The following is a 3,252-nucleotide window of genomic DNA, read 5'->3' on the forward strand; positions in this document are numbered from 1 at the left end:
CCCTCGCCGACAACGGCTGGAAAGACGCCATCGCGACCGTCCCCGGACTCGCCGAGGGACTGTCCACCCACGACGGACAGCTGCTCTCCGCCGAAGTCGCTGCCGCCCACGGCTACACCGCTCACACGCCGGCCGCCTAGTTCTCCCCAGGGGTGTGCGGACGCACCGCACCCCTACACGGCCACACATGATCGGCCGCTCGCGACGACCCCACCGGAATCGATCCAGGCGATGACCCGCGCCGCCATCGAGCCACCCTTGATGTCGATGTCGATGTCGTGGTCTGGTCGCGGCCGCGATCACCGAAGGAGTGCACATGACAATTCCCGACCACCAGCACCTGACGAACACGAGTACGCACCCGAGTCAACTCGCGACTCCCGAGTCGGAGGGCTACGCCCGAGGATTGAGTTCGCGGACGATTCAAATGATCGCGATCGGCGGGGCGATCGGCACCGGCCTGTTCTACGGATCGGGCGGCGCGATCGCACAGGCGGGTCCCGCGTTGATCCTGTCCTACCTCGCCGCGGGCCTGGCGATTTTCGTGATCATGCGGGCACTGGGCGAGTTGCTGACCTACCGACCGGTCTCCGGCAGTTTCGCCGAGTACGCCCACGAGTTCCTCGGCCGGTTCGCCGGGTTCGCCACCGGCTGGACCTATTGGGCGGTGTGGGTGAGCACCTGCATGGCCGAGATCACCGTCGCCGGCAAATACATCGAGTACTGGTTCGACATCCAGCCGTGGATCACCGCCCTGGTCGTGCTGACCGTGCTGTTCGGTGCGAACTTGATCTCGGTGCGGCTGTTCGGGGAGGCCGAGTTCTGGTTCTCCGCAATCAAGATCACCGCGATCGTCGGCATGATCCTGATCGGGATCGGGGTGCTGACCATCGGATTCGGTCACGCCGCCCACCCGTCAGTGACCAACCTGTGGGCCGACGGCGGGGTCTTCCCGCACGGTTTCGGCCAGTCCCTGATGACCCTGCAGATCGTGCTGTTCGCCTATGTCGGCGTCGAACTCGTCGGGGTGACCGCCGGGGAGGCACGTGACCCCAAGAAGACGCTGCGCAAGGCGATCAACACCCTTCCGGTCCGCATCGGCTTGTTCTACATCGGTGCCCTGCTGGTGATCATGTCCGTCGCCAGCTGGCGCAATTTTCAGTCCGGGAAGAGTCCGTTCGTCGAAGTTTTCGAGCAGATCGGCATCCCGGCCGCAGCGGGCATCATCAATTTCGTGTTGCTCACCGCCGCACTGTCCTCATGCAACTCGGGCATCTACTCCACCGGCCGGATGCTGCGCAGCCTGTCGCTGCGCGGGGAGGCACCCGCCCGGGTCGGCACCCTCAGCTCCCGCGCGGTGCCGTTCACCGGAATCTGCCTGTCCGCCGGTGTCATGGTCCTCGGCGTCGTCGTCAACGCCGTCTCCCCCGACAAGGCCTTCACCTACATCACCTCGGTGTCCACCGTCGGCATCATCTTCGTCTGGGCCGTCATCCTGGTCTGCCACATGATCTACCGGGGCCGCGTTACCGACGGCACCCTGCCGGCCAGCGACTACCGCCTACCCGGGGCACCGGTCACCACCCCCCTCGCCCTCGGATTCCTCGGCCTGGTCATGGTCCTGCTGTTCTTCACCGACAGTGGGCGCACCGCGCTGGCGGTTGGCGCCGTCTGGGCGGGGCTGGTCTGCGCCGGCTACGCCGCCCTCACCCGACTGGCACCAGCAGGACGAGGCAGCTCGAGCAGTGCCCTGGGCACCGAACAGGGCACCCGATCCGGGGGCGCGTAATGATCCCGGCCCGGCAGGCGGTATCCGGAGTGCCCGCCCCGCAGGCGGAAGCCGTCATCGACCTCGACGCGATCGCCCACAACATCCGGATCCTGCGCGAACACGCCGGTAACGCCGGTCTGATGGCCGTCGTCAAGGCCGACGGATACAACCACGGCGGCGCAGCCGTCGCCGCGGCAGCGCTGGCCGCCGGAGCCCGCGAGATCGGTGTCACCACCATTGCGGAGGCGCTGCAGCTGCGTCGGGCCGGCATTGCGGCGCCAATCCTGTGCTGGCTGAACAACCCCGAGGTCGACTACCGCGGCGCCATCGAGGCGGACATCGAGATCGGGGTCCCCTCCACCACGCATCTGCTCGCCATTGCCGCGGCCGCCTCCGCGTTGGGGAAACCCGCGACGATCGCGATCAAGGTGGACACCGGACTCAACCGCAACGGCGCCTCACCAAGGGAATACCCGCTGCTGCTCGACGAAATTGTCCGGCTCACCCGCGAGGGCACGGTCCGGCTGCGCACGATCTTCTCCCATCTCGCCCACGCCGATGAGCCGGGCAACCCGGTCCTCGACACCCAACGCCAGCGATTCCTCGACGCGATTGCGACGGCGCAGGCGCGCGGACTCGAACCGGAAATCGTGCACCTGGCGAACTCGGCGGCCACTCTCACCCGACCGGACCTGCATTTCGATCTGGTCCGACCGGGAATCGCCGTCTACGGGCTGACACCGGTACCTGAACTGGGGACCTTCGGGCTGATCCCAGCGATGACGGTCCGGACCCGGGTCGCGTTGGTCAAGGAGGTCGCAGCCGGCGAGGGAGTGTCTTACGGGCACGGCTGGATCGCCCCGCGCGACACCGTCGTTGCCCTGCTGCCCGCCGGCTACGCCGACGGAATCCCGCGCGCTCTCGGCGGCAAGTTCGACGTGCTGCTCGGTGGCGTCCGACGGCCGGGAATCGGCCGGGTGTGCATGGACCAGGTGGTCGTGGACCTCGGCCCGGACGGCGGCGGTGTCCGCGAAGGCGACCACGCCGTGTTCTTCGGCAACGGCCGACACGGCGAACCCGTCGCACAGGACTGGGCCGACGCACTCGGCACCATCCACTACTAGGTGGTCACCGGACTACGGGGACGGATCGTGAAGCGATACATCGGCGGCGCTGAGGCGGGCCACCAGCTGCTGGTTCGGCAGTGAGGTCCGGCGTCCCGGTCCACGAGGGCGTTGGACTACCTCTCGGAAGGCCTCGGGGGTGAGGGCGCCGATCGGTGAGCGCGACTTCGGCGCTGACGCGGGCGCGTTCGATGACGGTCAGCTCGGGCAGGACCACCGGATGCCGAAGTTCCTGGGTTCCGTTGGTGGCGACGAGAAAGTGCATGTAGGGGCGGACGTGGTCGGATTCGGTGCGTTGTTCATGTCGGACTCCTACTGCCCCGCAGCTTCTTTCGCGCGGAGATCCTTGCGGAGGAT

3 protein-coding genes and 1 pseudogene are annotated in these 3,252 nt (G+C 67.5%); all 4 read left to right on the forward strand.

Features of this window, described 5'->3' with window-relative positions; all coding sequences use genetic code 11:
* A pseudogene (locus AZG88_RS52160) lies at nucleotides 1–140 on the forward strand (alanine dehydrogenase); the annotation flags it as partial.
* Nucleotides 141–316: 176 nt separating this feature from the next.
* The gene (locus AZG88_RS35310; RefSeq protein WP_061041770.1) at nucleotides 317–1,789 is read left to right on the forward strand and encodes an amino acid permease; all 1,473 of its coding nucleotides are present in this window, start codon (nucleotides 317–319) and stop codon (nucleotides 1,787–1,789) included.
* Nucleotides 1,789–2,895, forward strand: coding sequence for an alanine racemase (gene alr, locus AZG88_RS35315; protein ID WP_061700409.1), 1,107 nt, complete (start codon nucleotides 1,789–1,791; stop codon nucleotides 2,893–2,895). The genes AZG88_RS35310 and alr overlap by 1 nt, the downstream gene beginning before the upstream one ends.
* A 139-nt stretch (nucleotides 2,896–3,034) precedes the next feature.
* A partial coding sequence (locus AZG88_RS54535; protein WP_231914300.1) for a hypothetical protein occupies nucleotides 3,035–3,252 on the forward strand: 218 nt, incomplete at its 3' end.

It is taken from the genome of Rhodococcus sp. LB1 (assembly GCF_001583455.1).
Classification (GTDB): domain Bacteria; phylum Actinomycetota; class Actinomycetes; order Mycobacteriales; family Mycobacteriaceae; genus Rhodococcus_F; species Rhodococcus_F opacus.

Coding starts and splice junctions, on each gene's coding strand:
- AZG88_RS35310 (WP_061041770.1), top strand. CDS start 317: ATGACAATTCCCGACCACCAGCACCTGACGAACACGAGTACGCACCCG.
- alr (WP_061700409.1), top strand. CDS start 1,789: ATGATCCCGGCCCGGCAGGCGGTATCCGGAGTGCCCGCCCCGCAGGCG.